The organism is Haloferula sp. A504 (genome assembly GCF_044385805.1).
In the GTDB taxonomy this organism is placed as follows: domain Bacteria; phylum Verrucomicrobiota; class Verrucomicrobiia; order Verrucomicrobiales; family Akkermansiaceae; genus Haloferula.
On sequence record NZ_JBISBU010000056.1, the window covers coordinates 1 to 15,045 of the forward strand.

The 15,045-nt window shown below is 66.0% G+C and carries 13 protein-coding genes and 1 pseudogene; 9 read left to right on the top strand and 5 right to left on the bottom strand.

What is annotated here, in order from left to right; translation table 11 throughout:
* Positions 1-39: 39 nt before the first annotated feature.
* The 4 genes from ACG2LG_RS19300 to ACG2LG_RS19315 all read right to left on the bottom strand — a co-directional run bounded on the left by ACG2LG_RS19300 (position 40) and on the right by ACG2LG_RS19315 (position 2,788).
* The gene (locus ACG2LG_RS19300) at positions 40-1,275 is read right to left on the bottom strand and encodes a zinc ribbon domain-containing protein (RefSeq protein WP_396261788.1); all 1,236 of its coding nucleotides are present in this window, start codon (positions 1,273-1,275) and stop codon (positions 40-42) included.
* Entirely contained in the window at positions 1,265-1,456 is a 192-nt protein-coding gene (locus tag ACG2LG_RS19305) for a type II toxin-antitoxin system HicA family toxin (protein ID WP_396261789.1), read from the bottom strand. The genes ACG2LG_RS19300 and ACG2LG_RS19305 overlap by 11 nt, the downstream gene beginning before the upstream one ends.
* Entirely contained in the window at positions 1,453-1,644 is a 192-nt protein-coding gene (locus ACG2LG_RS19310; RefSeq protein WP_396261791.1) for a type II toxin-antitoxin system HicB family antitoxin, read from the bottom strand. The genes ACG2LG_RS19305 and ACG2LG_RS19310 overlap by 4 nt, the downstream gene beginning before the upstream one ends.
* A gap of 67 nt (positions 1,645-1,711) precedes the next feature.
* On the bottom strand, positions 1,712-2,788 hold the full coding sequence (locus ACG2LG_RS19315; RefSeq protein WP_396261793.1) for an SPFH domain-containing protein: 1,077 nt from the start codon (positions 2,786-2,788) through the stop codon (positions 1,712-1,714).
* A 167-nt stretch (positions 2,789-2,955) separates the two neighbouring features.
* Between ACG2LG_RS19315 and ACG2LG_RS19320 the strand changes: the two genes are divergently transcribed.
* Positions 2,956-4,800, top strand: coding sequence for an SLC13 family permease (locus ACG2LG_RS19320; protein ID WP_396261795.1), 1,845 nt, complete (start codon positions 2,956-2,958; stop codon positions 4,798-4,800).
* Here the strand turns inward: ACG2LG_RS19320 and ACG2LG_RS19325 are convergent, their stop codons facing one another.
* Positions 4,801-4,929: a hypothetical protein gene (locus ACG2LG_RS19325; protein ID WP_396261797.1), complete on the bottom strand. Its 129-nt coding sequence runs from the start codon at positions 4,927-4,929 to the stop codon at positions 4,801-4,803.
* A 62-nt stretch (positions 4,930-4,991) separates the two neighbouring features.
* On the opposite strand from ACG2LG_RS19325, the gene xerC reads away from it, so the two are divergent.
* From xerC to ACG2LG_RS19365, 8 genes and pseudogenes are all read left to right on the top strand, one after another.
* Positions 4,992-6,326, top strand: coding sequence for a tyrosine recombinase XerC (gene xerC / locus ACG2LG_RS19330; protein ID WP_396261799.1), 1,335 nt, complete (start codon positions 4,992-4,994; stop codon positions 6,324-6,326).
* Between the two features lie 32 nt (positions 6,327-6,358).
* A complete protein-coding gene (locus ACG2LG_RS19335; protein WP_396261801.1) occupies positions 6,359-7,141 on the top strand; it encodes a hypothetical protein in 783 nt (260 codons plus the stop codon).
* A gap of 62 nt (positions 7,142-7,203) precedes the next feature.
* Positions 7,204-7,401 (top strand): helix-turn-helix transcriptional regulator, encoded by a 198-nt coding sequence (locus tag ACG2LG_RS19340; protein ID WP_396261803.1) that lies wholly within the window; start codon positions 7,204-7,206, stop codon positions 7,399-7,401.
* 95 nt (positions 7,402-7,496) lie between these two features.
* Positions 7,497-7,754 carry a hypothetical protein gene (locus ACG2LG_RS19345; RefSeq protein ID WP_396261845.1) on the top strand — a complete coding sequence of 86 codons (258 nt, stop codon included), beginning with the start codon at positions 7,497-7,499 and terminating at the stop codon, positions 7,752-7,754.
* Positions 7,755-7,792: 38 nt separating this feature from the next.
* Positions 7,793-7,942, top strand: a pseudogene (locus ACG2LG_RS19350) (helix-turn-helix domain-containing protein); the annotation flags it as partial.
* 264 nt (positions 7,943-8,206) lie between these two features.
* Positions 8,207-8,635, top strand: a complete 429-nt coding sequence (locus ACG2LG_RS19355) for a hypothetical protein (protein WP_396261846.1) — start codon at positions 8,207-8,209, stop codon at positions 8,633-8,635.
* Positions 8,595-8,909, top strand: coding sequence for a hypothetical protein (locus ACG2LG_RS19360; RefSeq protein WP_396261805.1), 315 nt, complete (start codon positions 8,595-8,597; stop codon positions 8,907-8,909). The genes ACG2LG_RS19355 and ACG2LG_RS19360 overlap by 41 nt, the downstream gene beginning before the upstream one ends.
* Complete coding sequence (locus tag ACG2LG_RS19365) at positions 8,863-15,000, top strand: hypothetical protein (RefSeq protein ID WP_396261807.1); 6,138 nt, start codon at positions 8,863-8,865, stop codon at positions 14,998-15,000. Before ACG2LG_RS19360 ends, ACG2LG_RS19365 begins: the two co-directional genes overlap by 47 nt.
* Positions 15,001-15,045 lie beyond the last annotated feature (45 nt).

Genomic DNA, 15,045 nt, shown 5'->3' on the forward strand with positions numbered 1-15,045 from the left:
ATGATGGATGGACATGGCGGATGCAATCCGCCGCCACGCTCACCCACGGATCAGGAGGAAAATGACGAGCAGCACCGCGAGGACGGCAACGACCACCAGCGCGATCTTCCACGGGCTCTTGGGGAAGTGGGCGTAGGTGGTGCCGGTGACGGCGTTGATCGCGCCGTTGTAGGTCTTGCCGCGGTACTGGTAGGCGATGAGCCAGACCGGGCAGAGGATGTGCTTGAAGGTCTTGCGCGAATACTCCGGGTAGATCCGCAGGTTGCGGTAGGTGTCGCCGGGGACTTCGCGGGCGCACATGGTGCGGAGCTGGCCTTCCATGATGCCGAAGCCGGTGCGCGCGGCCTGCATCAACGGCACCTGGTAGGCCTCGACATTCCAGCCGGAGACGTAGCGCGTCTCGTAGGGGACGAGGTCGTGGGTGGGGAAGGGCTCGAGCTTGGAGAGGATGGTCGGGTCGAGCCCGGTCGAGCCGGTGACGAGGATGTCGTCGAACCAGGTCGAGACGTGGCCGCGGGCCGGGCGCCAGCGGATCTTCCGCTCGCGGTAGGTCTCGGTCTTGCCGTCGGAGCCCCTCCGGGTACGGGTCACATAGTAGTAAGTGCCGCTGTCCGCGGTCCACGGGCACTCGGCGGCGGAGTCGAAGGTCCAGTAGGGCAGGTACACGCCGTGGATGCGGTCGACCAGGTTGCGCTTCTTGAGATCGTTGGGCGCGAACCATTTCGAGGCGAGGAAGCTCTTCAGGGAATGGTAGGCCTTTTCCTTGCCGATGACGGCGGGAAGCAGCGACTCGGGACTGACCGGCGCCTCGATGTCCTCGTAGTCGAGCATTTCCGGAGATCCGCAGAAGTCGCAGGACTGGCCGACGTTCGAGGCGTCGCGGGTGAGCACCGCGTGGCAGTGGGTGCACTGGACCTTGCGCTGGCTGGTGTCGATGGTGGTCGCCTTGTCGCCGAGTCGGGCGAGCATCGCATCGAGATCGTGCTCGGAGATGTCCGGCATCGGCGGCGGCGCGACCCGGTCGAACTCGGTGCCGCAGTAGGGGCAGAGGAGCTTGCGCTTGGCCGCGCTCCATTCGCCCTTGCCGCCGCATTCGGGGCAGACGTGGCGTTCGAGCGAGCGGACCTCGGCGGCCGAGCCGCGGAGATCGGGGTGGTGGCGGGGGACCTCCTTTTTCGAGACGACGATGGGGTCGCCCTCGACCTCGGCGGTGAGATCCTCCGGCAGGGGTGGGGGTTCCTCGCGTTCGGGGATGGGTGGGGGCTCACTGACCATCGTCCGGAGATTGCAGGCTTTTCAGGATTTTCTTGGCGAGGATCTCGTTGATTTCCCGGTGGCGGGGCACCGGCTCCGAGCGGCCGGTGCCTGGCTGGTGATAGATGTCGTGACGGCCGCCATGCCGGAGAAGCTGACAGCCGGCTTTCTCAAGTTTTGAGATCAGATCCCGTCGTTTCACGCGACTTCCAGTTCTTCGACCTTGCGAATTCCGGGAATCTCTTCGGTCGAGAAGGTGCGATAAAGATCCTTGAGCTGTTCGCGCAGATCATCGAGGTCCTCGCCCTGGGTCCAATGGTCGGGCCAATCGTTGAGGAAGCCGAGATAACGGCCGTCCTCTTCGAGCCAGTAGGTGATTCTGGTGGTCATCGCGAAAAGGTGGTGGCGGTTGTCGGTTGAATCAAGGAAGAGGCGGCTGGAAGCCGCAGCCACCTCCTTACTGCGCGAGGAAGGCGTCGAGGGCGTCGCGGGTGATGCGATGGGCGGAGCCGATCTTCTTCGCGGCCAGGTTGCCGGACTCGATCTCGGCCATCACGTCGGCCTCCGCCACGCCCAGCATGCGGGCGACGGTGGCGGGGTCGAGGATCTCCGGGCTTTGCGCGACCGGTGCTGCCGGGGCGCCGGGCTGGCCGGGGAGCGGCGGCGGGGTGCCGGTGAGGTTGGTCTGCTGCATCATCTGCTGCGCCATGGCGAAGCCGATCGCCATCTCGCTGGCCATTCCTGCGGCACCGCCCCCGCCGCCTTCGCCGGAGGCCATGCCCTGGCCCATCTGATACTTCACGTAGTCGTTGAGGTTGCCGATGGCCGACATCGCCGAGCGCTTGTCGATGGCTTCCTCGACTTCGGGCGGGACGCTGACGTTCTCGACGATGAAGGAGTCGATCTCGAGGCCGTACTTGGTGCCCATGATCGGATTGATCAGCGGCAGCAGGGCGGCACCGAGTTCCGAGTAGCGGGTGGCGACGTCGAGGACGGGCACGCCGGCGGTGGCGAGGGCCTCGGAGAAGATGCTGACAATCCGCGAGCGCATCGTGTCGGCAAACTCGTCGACGCGGAAGTCGTGGTCGGAGCCGGAGACTTCCTTGAGGAAGGTTTGCACGTTGGTGACCTTGAAGTCGTAGGTGCCGAAGGCGCGGGCGCGGACGATGCCGAAGTCCGGATCACGCAGCATGATGGGATTGGAGGTGCCCCACTTGTTGCCGGTGAAGAGCCGGGTGTTGACGAAGTAGCAGTCGGCCTTGAACGGTGATTCCAGGCCGTATTTCCAGCCCTTGAGCCGGGTCAGGACCGGGATGTTCTCGGTCTTCAGCGTGTGCTTGCCGGGGCCGAAGGTGTCGCCGAACTGGCCGAGGTAGACGAATTGCACCGTCTGGCTCTCGCGGACGATGAGCTGGGCGCCGTTCTTGATCGCCGCGTCGTTGTCGGGAAACCGCCAGGCGATGGTGTCGCGCGAGTCGTCGGTCCACTCGATGATCTCGAGCAACTCCCCCTTGATGAAATCCATGATGCCCATAGTCGTTCGTCTTTTGAAGTTCGCGCCAGACTCCGAAAACGGGTGCCGCGAGGCAATGAGAAAACCCGGTCGGAAATGGAACGCCGGAGGGGTTGCGGGCCGGGGGCGGACAGGCCGGTGCCTGTCGAAATTGCCACGGAGGAGCGCGGGCTCGCTTCGTTTCGAGCTTGGTTCCGGCGGCCCAGCCGGAGATGCTCGCCGCCGTGCCTCCCGACTGGCAACAGTACTTCGTCTTCGGCCTGGTGATCGCGGTATTCGCCGCGTTTCTGTGGGATCGTTTGTCGGTGGAACTCGTCGCGCTCGGCGGGGCGGGGGTGTTGCTGGTGAGCGGCATCCTCGAACCGGGCGAGGTTCTGGCGGCTTTTTCGAATCCGGCGCCGGTGACGATCGGGGCGCTCTTCATCATCAGCGCGGCGCTCGAGCGCACCGGGCAGATCGCGCGGCTCGGACGGCTTTTCAACGCCATCGCGAGAGGCAGCGAGCGGCGGGCCTTGCTGGCCCTGATGGTGGTGTGTGCCTTCTGCTCGGCCTTCGTGAACAACACGCCGCTGGTGGTGATCCTGCTGCCGGTGGTGCTGGGCTTCTGCCGGGACAGCGGAGCGAAGCCCTCCCGGCTGCTGATTCCGATGTCGTATGCCTGCATTCTCGGCGGCGTGTGTTCGATGGCCGGGACCTCGACGAACATCCTCGTCGACGGCATCGCGCGCGATGCCGGAGTGGCGGAGTTCGAGCTGTTTTCCATCGCCCCGCTGGGGATTGCCTTCGTGCTGGTGGGGGGCGGCTACCTGTGGTTCTTCGGCGCGAAGCTGCTGCCATCGCGGGACACGCTGGCGACCCTGCTGGATGCGACGAAGGGACGGGAATTTCTGATCCAGGCGGCGGTGCCGGCGGACTCGCCGCTGATCGGAAAGCCCGGGGTGGAGGTGCTCGAGGGTCGCTCGCGCAAACTGAAGATCGTCGAGGTGCGGCGCCGGGGGCGGGTGCTCGACGACACGCTCGACAAGATCGTGCTGGAGGAGGGCGATCGCCTGCTCATCCGCACCGGGACCAAAGGAGTCGCGGAGCTGTCGAAGGCCGATGACGTGAACGTGGGGCTGCGCGAGCAGGACCTGCAGCCGATGGAAAAGCGCGAGGCCGTCCTGCTGGAAGGGATGATCGGGCCGAACTCGTCACTGGCCGGTCACACGCTGGCCGAGCTCGCCTTCCGCCAGCGCTTCGGCGCGCTGATTCTGGCGATCCACCGCGAGGGGCAGAACATCACCCGCAACTTCGAGACGCTGCGGCTGGAGTTCGGCGACACGCTGCTGGTCGAGGGCACCCGCGAGGGCATCGAGCGGCTGAAGTCCGAGCGCGACTTCATCACCCTCTCGGAGCCGACCGCCGAGACCTTCAATCGTCGCAAGGCACCGCACGCGCTGGCGGGGATCGTGCTGTTCGTGTTCCTGGCGTCGTTCAACTTCGGCTGGATCGGCCTGCCCGGGCTCGATTTCGACACCTTCGCCGCGGCCTTCATCGCGGCGCTGTTCGTGCTGGTGGCCGGCTGCCTGCGCCCCCGCGAGGCCTACGACGCGGTCGACTGGAAGATCCTGCTGCTGATCATCGGCATGCTGGCGATCGGCTCGGCGATGGACAAGACGGGAGGCGCGACGACGCTCGCCACCCATGTCGTGAACTGGCTGGGTCCGCTCGGTCCGTGGGGAATCCTGTGCGGCATCTACCTGCTGGCGAGCGTGATGACCGAGTTGGTCTCGAACAACGCGGTGGCGGTGGTGCTGGCACCCATCACGATCCGCATCGCCGAGACGATCGAGGTCTCGCCGGTGCCGCTGCTGGTGGCGGTGATGTTCGGGGCGAGCGCGTCCTTCGCGACGCCGATCGGCTACCAGACGAACACCTACGTCTTTGGTGCCGGGGGCTACCAGTTCAAGGACTTCATGAAGATCGGGCTGCCGCTCAACCTGCTGCTGTGGGTCGTGGCCTCGGTGATGATCCCGCTGATCTGGCCGTTCTGATCATTTCCCCGCAGGCAGCCAGCCGAGTTCGACGAGGAAGCGGTCGGCCTTCGCGAGGGTCTGGTCGTAAGGCTTGCCGCGGTTGAAGAAACCGGGGAGCGTCACCTGAAATAGGGTGTTGTAGGGCATTGGGGACGAAATGGGGACGGATTTGGCTTCGCCAAGCTGCCTTTCCCTGCCACTCTCTGCGCATGCCAGCGAAGAAGAAAGTCCGCATCGAAACCACGCGCGAGGGCTATCTTGTCACCGTCGGGAACGAATCCAAGACCCTCCCGAGCCGCACGCTGGCCGAAGCCTGGGGCAAGATCCAGACCGCGCCGGCCACCAAGCATGTCCGCTACCAGTTCAACCATGAAGAGCGCCGGCCCTTCATCGTCGCTTTTCCCGAGATCAGCGCCAGCGGCAGGAGCGCCACCAAGCGGAAGAAGTTCCCGACCTTCGCCGCCGCCCTCAAATTCGCCGAGGAACGCGACATCGCCGTTGAGAATCACGGGCGGAGCTTCACCAGCGAACTTTCCCGCGACGAAGTCGCCGCCGTCACCGCATGGCGGAGGGAAGCCGCCCGGCTCCGCGAGGGTGACGTTGCCGTCCCGAGCTTGGCGGACACGCTGCGGGAATCCCTCGCCCGCCTGACCGCCCGCCCCGACGGCCGGAAGCTGACTCCAGAGCTTGTGGAAGAGTTCATTGCCCACAAGCTCGATCACGGCATCGGCGAGCGCCAGCTGGCCGACTACAAGGGACGCCTCGCCCGTTTCCGTGAAGCCTTCGCCGACCGTTTCGCCGCCAGCGTCACGCCCGACGAAATCGAGCGCTGGCTGACCTCGCTTACCCGCCGCGACGGGAAACGGCAGAGCCCGCAGTCGAGGCGGAATCACCGGGCGACCCTCCACGCATTTTTCAACTGGCTGCTGCCCGAAGCGAATCCCGTGGCCAAGGTCGCCGTTCCCCGCGTCCACGAACCCGAGCGCGACCACTACGCCCCCGAGGAAGCCAAGCGCTTCCTTGCCCACCTGCGGGAGCACGAACGCGACCTTGTCGCACCCGTGGTGCTGTCGTTGTTCTGCGGGCTTCGAAGCTCCGAAATCAAGCGGATCGACCTCGGGAGCATCGACCTTTCCAACCCCGACGACGAAGGCGAGTTCATCCTCAAGGCCAACCAGACCAAAACCCGTCGCGCCCGCGCCGTGCCGCTGCCGCCAGCCGCGAAGCACTGGCTGACCGACCAACCCTTACGGAGCGGGCCGCCCATCCGCTGCGATCGCCGCAAGCATGACGAACGGCTCAGCGCCGCTTTCACCGCTGCGGGGGTGAGCAAAGTCAAAAACGGCTTCCGTCACTCTTTCGCCACCTATCGCGGCGCCATCATTCGGGACAGCGGCCGGCTCGCCGACGAAATGGGGAACTCCGCCGCCGTGGTCGCCCGCCACTACCGCGACGCCAAGCTTGAGAAGGAAGCCAAAGCATTCTTCGCCATCCGCCCCGGCGACGAACCCGAGGAAGCCGTTCCCTTCGCCGCCGCTGGCTGATCGAGTCGCCCTTTTCCACACGCAGGCATGCCATGAGCCGACCACTTCACACCTTCCCTTCCGACGCGGAAAGAGAACGGACGCCGAACCTCGGCGAGGTGCTTCCCCCTGATCCTGAACCGCACAACCTGCTTTCCCACACGGTCCCCCACTACGCCGGCGGATTCCGCATCGTGGCCGAATGCTCGGGCTTTCGCATCCTGGAAAGATGGAACCCCGGAGGGAAACGCGAGGTCGAGCGCAGCGACCAGATTGAAGCCGCCTACTGGCGCGACCTGTGCGGAGGCAACTCCGGCGAATCATCAACCAGCCCGGAGCGCCGCGCCGCTCTAGCGCTGGCCCTCGATCGCCTCATGGCTTTCGCGGAGAACGAACGCGAAGCGTTGGAACCGCTGCGCGATCGTCTCACGATCTCAGCGCACGACATCGACAAGGTAGGCGAAGGCCTCGGAGGACACGTCCGGCTTGGCGCAACCTTTGGTCTGGAACTCGCCGAAGCTCTCAACTCGCCCGATATCGAAGACGCCATCGGCGACCTTACCAAGAGCTTCCGTGTGGCGTTGGACAACCTCGCCAGGGCAAGAGGGAAGAAGAAGGAAGATGGCCGTCGCAAGTCGGGGCGGCCATGCGTGATCAATGCCATCCTCGAAGCGCAGCGACAGTTCGTTTTCTCGACCGATTCAGAACGACGACTCAGCCGCGCCTCGATCCGCGCCCGCATGGAAGCGTGCGGATTCAGCTACCCGAAGAAGCACCGCAAGCGGGATTGGGAAGACCTTTTCAAGCGGGCGGCCTTGGGTGACCTCCCAGACTGATCCCCATACTTCTAGAATTACTCCGGGGATTCGTTCGCGACGTGGCACCGTCGCGAACGTCTATGAATGCCACCGCAACGCCACCGCCCGCCATCCTCACCCGCCGCGAAGCCGCTCGTTTCCTGAGTGTGTCCGAGCGCCAAGTCTGGAATCTCCAGAACGACGGACGCCTTCCCCACGTACGCATCGGTCGATCCGTCCGCTTCCGTGTCTCCGACCTGGAAGCGTTCATCGCAGCTCGCACCGTCAACGCCCGCTGAAATGCGAAAGACCGGCCTCCGAAGAGAACCGGCCCCCGCCGTCGCAACCGCAGGGAACCAGTTTTCGAGGTCGGTCGCAACCAAGAACGACCACCATGGAAACCACATCGACCCCGCGCCGACCGAAGCCAGGGACCCAATGCGCCATCATTCTCGATATTCTGGAACGGACGGCACCCGGTTTTGCCGGCCTCGACATCCTCATGCACCAAGCCCGATGCGGCGCAGTTCATTCAGTCATCGCGAAGCTGAGAACCACATACGGCTTCAACATCGAGAACCGCCAGCGCACCGGGAAGGACGGCCGCCGGCTCTCCTCTTACCGTTTGATCCCGGCCCCGGCCTTCGAATGAGCCTCAAGGTCTCAGATCTCGTTTGGGCGCTGGAAGGGATGGAGCCTCCCTCAAAACTCGTCCTTCTCTGTTTGGCGGACCACGCCGACAACAGAGGGCGTTCCTGCTTTCCCAGCATCGCGAGGATCAGGCGCCGAACCGGACTTGGCAAAACGACGGTATGCCATCACTTGGACCGGCTTGAGGCTTCCGGCCACATATCGAGGCACCGCATGCAAGGCGGGAACGGAGAGCACCGAAGCACCCACTACCATATTCATCTCTCCTCGCTTAGGAGGGCTGTTCGGGAGGAGGACAAGGGTTGTTCGCAAAACGGACAAGCCCATAGCCCCTTGCCGAACAAGGGTTGTTCCGCCGACGGCAGCCCCCCTGTTCGGGAGCCGAACCCTAACCGTCACGAAGAACCATCAGGGGAGAGGGGAAAGATCCCCACCCCCCCGAAATCGAATCCATTGCCCACCATCGACGACCAAGCCGCATGGCGGAATCTCACCGGCTGCTTCCCCGACGCGCCCACGGCTGTTTCCCGGCCCGAGCGCGCCATGCTTTCCGAGATCCTGCCCCACCTCCGCGAGCTGACCGATGACGACTGGCACGCCGTCCGGGCATGGAACGACGCTCCCGACCGCGTTCGAGGCCGGAAGCTCTGGCCGCGGGACCGAGGCGAATTCCTCGCCCACTACTTCGAAGCGATCCAGAAAATCCGCCCGTGGTGGCGCAAGACCGGCCGGCGCTGGTGGCAGGAACGCCAGGGCAAGCCCGCTTCTCGCCAACCTGACACGGCATCGACCGCCGACCACGTCCCCGCCACCCCCGAGGAAATCGCCGAAATCTTTCGTGATGACCGACCAGACCGACACCGCCACGCCGCCACCCGCTGACTATGCCGCGCGCCTCAACCGGGCCTTGCGGTCGGAGAGCGTCGCTTTCCAAACCTACGCCCTGATGTACGCCGCCGCCTTCGCTGGTGGAACCATCACCAAAGCGAGGCTGTCGATTGTCACAGGCACCTCCTACCAGATCGTCAATCACCAGATCGCCCGCACCCGGTTCTTCGATTCCGACGACTCCGGCCCGTTGGTCACCGTGAGTCTCAACGAAGACGGCCGTGCCAAGCTCGACCGCATCAACGCAAAACTCGCCCGCAACTACTGACCTCACCGCCGCCGCCATGCTCGCCGCCACGCCCTCCGCTGCCGCCACCGCCGATCCTACCCGCCGCGCCCGTCTGAAATGGCAGGCCGACACCATCGCCATCATCGACCGGATGGCGCTCGATTGGGACGGGTTCGCCGCCGATCACGACACCTCATTCCTCGACGGGGCACCGGACCCCGAGCTACTGAAGAAACAAGCCGTCGTCGGTGCCTACCTCCGCGCAGCGAACGGCGGGAAGCCGGTCAATTACGATCCCTCCTTCGCCCGCATCGCCCTTGCCAAGCAGCGCTTCAACGGCCGTGGCGCGGACTCGGACGAAGCTTTCTTCGGCGAGATCCACCGCGAAGCGACCGAACGCAAGGACGCCAGCGAGCTTCACCTCGACCTTGCCAGCACCGCAGCCCGCCACCAGCTCCTCAAGGCCGCGGGAGATCCCCGCGCCACGGAATCCGACTGGCTGGCCTGGAAGCAGGCCAACGCCGGCAAACCCGTGTTTTCTCGCCTTTCAGAACCCGACCTCATGTCCGCCTGGCTGACCGAGCGCCAACATGTCGCCGAGGCCACCGCGCCCTTCGAGGCCGAGCTTTCCCAAGTCTGGAAAGGCTTCCAAGCCGGGGAAGCCAACTTCTTCGAAATTGCCGACGCCATCGCCGAAGACGAACGCGAGGACTTCAAGACCGCGCTGGGCATGCTCGCCCGCGCCTTGCCCGCCGAGGAACGCCGGGGGTTCTTTGCCAACCTCGCCAAGCAGGCAACCCGTGACATCGGCAGCCTCCCGGATCGCGCCGCCGCCGGCGTCACCCGCGAAGTCAACAAGCCCGCCCCTACTGGCCACCTCCGCGCCGTCTTCGGCGACGAAGCCTTTGCCGAAGGTGAGGCTTTCGGCGACGCCGAGCGATTCGTCGAAGCCAATAGCGCCGCCGTGCGCGAACGCCTCGACTTCATCGCCGACCTGCGCAACATCGCCGAGCGCCAGTTCGATCCCGTCACCCCGATCCCCGGCAACTACATCCCCGACACCATCGAGAGCGGCCTCTACGCCTCTCCCGGAGTCATTGGCACCACCGTCCTTGCCCTCGTCCCCTACGCCGGCCCGGCCGCCTCGTATGGCATTCTCCGGGAAGACATCTATCAATCGACCCGCGAGCGACTGCTAGCCGACGGGCTATCCGCCGAGCAGGCCCGAACCGGTGCCGACTCCATCGCTTCCATCGCGGCCATCCCCGCCGCCTTGCTGGAACGCATCGGCGCCCGCGCCGTCACCGGCCGGCTTCCGGCCGTGAACCGCGCCCTCACCCGCGCCGCCGACACGCTCGGGCGCAACGCCTCCACCCGCTTCATCACCCGCGCCACCGGCGAGGCCGCATTCGAGACCGCCACCGAGACCACCCAGGACCTCATGGCCCCGCTCATTCAGGACATCGCCGCCGCGCTCGACGAGGACCTTCCCGGCGTGACGTGGCAAAATGGTTCCGACGGCGTGCTTGATGGATTCTGGGCGCAACAGGCTTCCACCTTCGTTGCCATCCTCCCGCTCGCGATCATCGGAGCCGCATCCGGCATCCCGCGGGACCGCCGCAACGCCGCTTTCGCCGAGGCGACCGACCTCGAGCTGCGCGCCTTCGGACTCTCGGAAGGCCGCATCCGGGAAATCCGCGAGGCCCAGGGACCCGAATCACTCGCCGAGGCGGTCGACACCGCCCTTGCCGAGCGTGACGACACCTCCGAATCCGCCATCGAGGCCACCCAGACCATCGCCGAGGAAGTCGAGCGCACCCGCGCCGCAGCCGAAGACGCTCAAGCCTCCGGCATGCTCCCACGCTTCCGCCGCACAGCCGACGGATGGACCGTGGAGGACACCGACACCGGAGCCGAGATCGGCACCGCCCCCGACCACGCTGGAGCCCTCCGCCTCGCCCTCGCCTACATCGAGGACGCCCGCGAGACCGACGCCGACGAGATCGCCAACCTCGCCGCCATGCTGGAGGCCGGCGACATCGTCGCCAACGAGAACACCGACACCAACACCACCGACACCACGTTCGAACCCGGGACCACCCGCACCCTCGCCGAAGCCGCCGCCGAATCGCCCGACCAGGAAGCCCGCGTCTTTCAGCAAGTCGAAGCAGAAGCCGCCCTCGGTGGCGATCCCGACCTTTCGCGGATTGTCCTTGGCCAGTCGCAAACCGATTTTGCCCAAGGCGTACGCCACACGGTGAACCGGATCTTCAACGGCTCATCCGTTCTCACCGTCTTCCACGAAGACACCCACGGCCGTTTCCGCCGCGCCATCGAATCCGGCACCCTCACACGCGACGAGACGGTTTCATTCCTCCGCGCCCTCGACACGGTCCTTGCCCCCCGATCCGAACGCGGCCAGACACTCCGCTTTCTCCCCGAGGGGGACGACATCACCGACACTCAACTCGACGAAGCCGTCAGCGCCTTCATGGAAGCGGAAATCCTCCGCACCCGCAAAGGTGGCGGAAAGCGCCGGCTACCGCCCGGACTGGTCAGCCGTTCCCTCTCCGCAATCGCCCGCCTCACCGGCTCCAAGACGGCCGCGAAGTTCGCGAGCTTCATCCGCGCCATGCGCGCCCACTTCGGCCAGGTCATCCGCCGCGCCGTCACGATCCGCCGCGCCATCGACTCCGGCCAGATCGACGCCGAGGCCTACGACGCATTCCTTTCCAAGCTCCTCAACCTCGACGATCAGACCGACTTCGACCAGATGGCACGCGAGGCGGAAGCCGCCATCCTCGACGGTGCCGACGCGCAGCCTCTCGCCGACGGCGACCCGTTCAGCCTCGGACCCGCCGCCCTTGCCGACGCACTCCGCGCCGACGCCATCGGCCGCATCAAAGACCCCGAGCGCCGCGCCAAGGCCTTCCAGCGCATCGCCCGCCGCTTCGATGAACTCCGCCTTGCCGCCGACCGCCTCGAACTCGTCGCCGGATCCAAGCGTCTCCGCAAGTCGCTCGCCCGGGAAGCCCGCGTCCGCGAAGCCCTCCGCCGGGAGGAACTGGAGAACCAGGCCATGGCCCGGCACTTCGGCATTCTCGCCGACGAAGACCTCGTCAGGCTCAAGTCCCAGCCGCTTCACGAATTCTTCTCGACCACGCGCCGCGACGGAAAGCCGGACCCGCTCCACGGCCGCCTCATGTCCCGCAGCGCCGCGGAGAAGGCACACCCGGACATGTTCCGCGAGAACAACCCCGGCGACTACGACGGAGCCGACGCCGTTTCCCCGACCGTCTTCGGTGGATCGCTCATGCCCGACCAGGCCGCACAGGAAGCCCACGAAGCCGGCCTCATCCGCGAAGCCACCACCGATGCCCTCTGGGAAGCACTCGCCCGCGAGGCCCGCACGGTCGAAGGCATGAAGCAGGCCCTCGCCACGGCCAAGGAAGACCTCCGCAACGCCCGCACCCAGGCCAAAGAGGAAACGAACGTCTGGCTTCGCGAGCAGGGAGCCACGCAGGAAACCACATTCTCCGACAAGAACGAGATCCTTCGAGCCCTCGCGGCGCTCGACGCCATCCTTGCCGCCATGCCCGCCGAAGTCCGCGGCCGTGTCGGTGGCTACACCCAACTTGCCCGCATCGGCTCGAACGAGAACCGTCTCGCTTTCCTCCGCGAGAAGATCGCCAAGGCCGACCGCGAGCTTGAGCGCTGGTTGCGGATCCAGCTCGATCAGGAATTCAAGAACCTGATCCGACGCGCGAAGCCCGAGAAGTCCGAGGCCGGCGAGAAACCCCGCGGCAAGGTCACCCCGGAGATTCACGACCTCTTCCGCCAGGTCGAGCAGGCAATGGGCATGCGTGGACCCGAGGTCGAAGCCGAAGCCGTCCGCCTCGAAACACTCGCCGAGGAGGACACGCGACTCGATCCCGACCAGGCCGAACACCTCCGCCTCACCGCCGGCATGATCCGCCTTGCCGGCGACTGGATCGCCGCCGATGCCGCACGCCGCGAGATGGCGCTTGTGGAAGGCACCCGGCTTTTCTCCGACGGCTACGGCCAAGCCAAGATTGCCGCCGCCGCGCGCCGCGAGGCCCGCCAGCGTCGCCGCGACACCGCCAAGGCCGAGACCGGCAGCGCCGGAACCCCGCTCGAACTCGACCGCGCCGCCGCTGCCGCCGGCACCGCCAAGGGCAAGCTCCGTGACGCCCGCTTTGGCCTCTATTCCTTCCACCAGATCCTTCAAAGCGTCTTCGGCCACGACAGCCGCACCGCCAACCACTTCGCCGATTGGGAACGCGCCGCCGCCGACGCCAAGGCCGATGCGATCCATGGTAAGATGGACCAGCTCGACGAACTCCTCGCCGACATCGCGGGCGGAAGGTTCAAGGGCGAGGAACTCCGCCACCGGCTCGCACGGAAGACGATCAAGGCCGGAGGTCGCGAACTCTCCGAACTCGAAGCCATCACCGCAACGCTCATGTTCCGCCAGGGGGACGGACGCAGGCACATGGAAGGCCACCTCGACGACGCCGGCCAGCCCGTCGGAGATTGGCACTACGGGCAAGACTTCATCGACCAGCTCGAAGCCGCCCTTTCCCCCGAGGCGAAGGCCCTACGCCTTCACATCGCCGAGCAATACGCCGCCGAATACGACCGCCTCAACGCCGTGTATCGCGACCTCTACGGCGTGAACCTCCCCCGGCATGCGAACTACGCCCCGATCACCGTCCAGCCCGCCGCCGGCGTGGACAAGAGCCAGCAGGATCCTGTTACCGGCCAGACCATCAGCGGAACCGGATTCACCCCCGGCCCGCTCCGCACCCGCTCCACCATCGCCATCGCCGAACCACGCTTCGAGGACGCCCTTCAAACCTACCTCGCCCATTCCATGCAGATGGAGCATTGGATGGCGTATGCGCCCATGGTCACCGAGGCCATGGCCGTTCTCAACACCAGGGAAGTCGGGAATCCAATCAAGGCAAGCGCCGGAGACGCCGCCCTCCGCACGCTACGCGATTGGGTGGACTACTTCACCACCGGAGGCAACCGCGACGCCGCCGCGTTTCTCAGCATCAACCAGCGTTTTGCCAACGCCACCAACCGCCTCGCCGCCGCCGCCCTCATCGGCCGCGTGTCCGTTCTCGCGATCCAATCGACACAGCTCGGAGCCGCCGCCGCGAAGATGCCCGCCGCGTCCTACTTGAAACGCCTCGCGAAGCTCATCACCGGGCAACTCGGATGGAGCAAGGCCATGCGCTCCGACTACATCCAACGCCGCATGCGCGACATGCCGCCCGCCCTCCAGCAGGCCATGCGCGGCCTCGAATCGTCCCGCCCGAACCGGGTCAAGTCCGCCGTCCGTTGGCTTGGCAAATCCATCGCCGGAGCCGACGCGCTTTTCACCGCCGGGACATACGCCATCACCTACGATTACCACGTCACCCACGCCCCGGCCACGCTGCGAACCGCCCAGGAACGCGCCGACTACGCCAGCCGCATGACCGAGCGCACTGTCGATGACATCGCGCAGCCCGTCCGCCCCGGCACCCGCTCCGCCCTCGAAAACCGCTCGACGAACGTCGGCATGAGACTTCTTTGGGCCTTCGCATCCGAAGGTCGGCAGAAGCTCGCCCTGTCGCTCTACGCCACCGCCGAGAAGCGCCCGCCCGCCGAGATCGCCCGAGCCTACGCGGTCACGTGGCTGGTCGGTGGTGCGGTGGCCTCGATCATCCGCGCAGCCATCCGCGACATCCGCAGCGACGACGACGACGAGATTTTCGATGATCGCAACTGGAACCCCGCCCGCCTCGCCGTTCAATCCCTCGCCGGCCCCCTGCAGGGTATTCCCTTCATCGGGGAAATGGCGGAGACCGCCGGCATGATCGCCACCGGCAACCGCCCGTTCCCGTCCTCGACACTCTTCGACGCCGTCGGCGACTCCACCCGGGCGCTCATGGATGCCGCCTCCGGCGACATCGACACGCTCGACGAGGCCCTTCGCGCCGGGGAGACCATCGCCAACGGTTCCGCATTCGTCTCCGGCACCGGCTCCGCGGCGACCTCGATCTTCCACCTCATCCGCGACCTTGTCGGCATCGCCGAGAACATCGAAGGCCCGAATTGAACCGGTTCCCGTCCGACACGGCCGGTACCATCAACAGCAACTCCC

Excerpts from the sequence above, each read along its gene's own strand:
- ACG2LG_RS19300 (WP_396261788.1), bottom strand. The coding sequence starts at position 1,275 with ATGGTCAGTGAGCCCCCACCCATCCCCGAACGCGAGGAACCCCCACCC.
- ACG2LG_RS19310 (WP_396261791.1), bottom strand. The coding sequence starts at position 1,644 with ATGACCACCAGAATCACCTACTGGCTCGAAGAGGACGGCCGTTATCTC.
- ACG2LG_RS19315 (WP_396261793.1), bottom strand. The coding sequence starts at position 2,788 with ATGGGCATCATGGATTTCATCAAGGGGGAGTTGCTCGAGATCATCGAG.
- ACG2LG_RS19325 (WP_396261797.1), bottom strand. The coding sequence starts at position 4,929 with ATGCCCTACAACACCCTATTTCAGGTGACGCTCCCCGGTTTCTTCAAC.
- xerC (WP_396261799.1), top strand. The coding sequence starts at position 4,992 with ATGCCAGCGAAGAAGAAAGTCCGCATCGAAACCACGCGCGAGGGCTAT.
- ACG2LG_RS19335 (WP_396261801.1), top strand. The coding sequence starts at position 6,359 with ATGAGCCGACCACTTCACACCTTCCCTTCCGACGCGGAAAGAGAACGG.
- ACG2LG_RS19340 (WP_396261803.1), top strand. The coding sequence starts at position 7,204 with ATGAATGCCACCGCAACGCCACCGCCCGCCATCCTCACCCGCCGCGAA.
- ACG2LG_RS19345 (WP_396261845.1), top strand. The coding sequence starts at position 7,497 with ATGGAAACCACATCGACCCCGCGCCGACCGAAGCCAGGGACCCAATGC.
- ACG2LG_RS19360 (WP_396261805.1), top strand. The coding sequence starts at position 8,595 with ATGACCGACCAGACCGACACCGCCACGCCGCCACCCGCTGACTATGCC.